The organism is Actinosynnema sp. NPDC023658, from assembly GCF_040639995.1.
Classification (GTDB): Bacteria; Actinomycetota; Actinomycetes; order Mycobacteriales; family Pseudonocardiaceae; genus Actinosynnema.
Map to the genome: position 1 here is coordinate 1 of NZ_JBFAAX010001087.1, position 1,779 is coordinate 1,779.

The window sequence follows — 1,779 nt, forward strand, 5'->3', positions numbered from 1 at the left end:
GACCGATGCGGGTCTGGGTGCCGACCACCACCGGATGACGCACCACCAACCCATCCCTCCTCCCCACGAGGTGCACGGTGCCAAAGCCGACACTGCGAACCGCGCTGGCGGTCTCCGCCCTCGCCGCCACCACCCTGGTGGCACTACCCCTGCAACCCGCCTCCGCGGCGGGCAGCACCCTGGTCGTCGACGCGGGCGTGCCGTTCCGACCGGTCACCCGCGTCGCCTCCGGCGGCCTCTACGCGCTGGCCGAGAACAACCGGCCCGCGGACTCCCTGCTGCTGCCCATCAAGCTCAACACGCTCACGCAGCCGCCGCCCCGGGTCGGCCAGGCGCCCAACGGCCAGCCGCCCGGCGGTGACGCGCTGAAGGTCGCGCCGCAGGCCGACCGGGTGGGCGCCGCCGAGGTCATCCGGATGCCCGACATCTACCGGGAGTTCCCCTACAAGTGGGTCAGCTGGAACGACTGGCTCGCCAAGGTCGACCAGATGGTCGGCGACCGGCTGGCCGCCACCTCGGTCAGCAACATCGCCGCCTGGGAGATCTGGAACGAACCGGACTGGACCTGGAACACCTCCGCCGCGGGCGACTGGAACGCCGGGTGGACCCGGACCGTGCAGCGGATCCGCACCCGCGACACCGTGACGCCCGTCGCCGGTCCCGGTGACTCGTACTGGAACCCGACCCGGATGAGGGCGTTCCTCAGCAACGCGAAGAACACCAACACCCTGCCCGACCTCGTCGTCTGGCACGAGCTGTCCGGCAGCGCGAACATCGCCGCGCACGTCGCGGAGTACCGCTCCATCGAGTCGTCGCTGGGCATCAGCGCGCGGCGCATCTTCATCAACGAGTACGCCACGACCGCCGAGATCGACGTGCCGGGCCGCGTCACCAGCTACATCTCCAAGCTGGAGCGCGCCGGTGTCTGGGCCGCCGACCGGGCCTTCTGGTACGAGTACGGCACCGTCAACGGCCTGACCACCAACAACCAGCCCACCGCGTCCTGGTGGCTGTACCGGTGGTACGGCGACATGGCCGGGAACATGGTGCGCACCAGCCCGCGCGCCCAGACCGGCCTGGACGGCTTCGCGGCCTACGACAGCACCCGCCGTCGCGTCGACGTCGTCTTCGGTGACGAGTCCGGCACCAACAACGTGCGCGTCACGGGCCTGGGCGGCCTGGGCGGCTCGGTCCGCGTGCGGCTGGAGTCGACGCCGGGCTCCGGGCGCTTCACCGCCGTGACCGGCACGACGTCGCTGGCCGACACCACCTACACCGTCACCAACGGCGAGATCACCGTGCCGGTGTCGAACATGTCCGCCACCGCCTCGTACCACCTGGTGGTCGAGCCGACCAGCGGCGTGCCCGCGTACCAGCAGCGGTACGAGGCCGAGAACGCCTCGGTGTTCCGCGCCGAGCGGCTGTCCGCCGGCAGCGCGTCCAACGGCGGCTACGTCGGCCGCATCGACAACACCGGCGACCCGCGCAACGCCAGCTACGTCGACTTCGTCGTCAACGTCCCGACCGCGCGCAGCTACACCATGTCCATCGGCTACGCCAACGGCACCGGGGCCACCGCGACCCAGGGCCTGGCCTACAACGGCGGCGGCTGGTCCACGGTGAGCTACCCGCCCACCGCCGGGTGGGGCCAGTTCGGCTCCACCATCACCACCACCGTCAACCTCAGGGCCGGGTACAACGTGATCCGCCTGGCCAAGGGCGCCCCGTCGTTCGCCGGCGGCACCGGTTACGCGGAGCTGGACTACATCCAGCTCGTCT

1 protein-coding gene is annotated in these 1,779 nt (G+C 71.1%); it reads left to right on the top strand.

The genetic code is table 11. The features are described 5' to 3' along the window. Positions 1-77: 77 nt before the first annotated feature. Positions 78-1,779, top strand: a 1,702-nt coding sequence (locus AB0G02_RS38330; protein ID WP_360804852.1) for a CBM35 domain-containing protein, incomplete at its 3' end; no start/stop codon positions are given.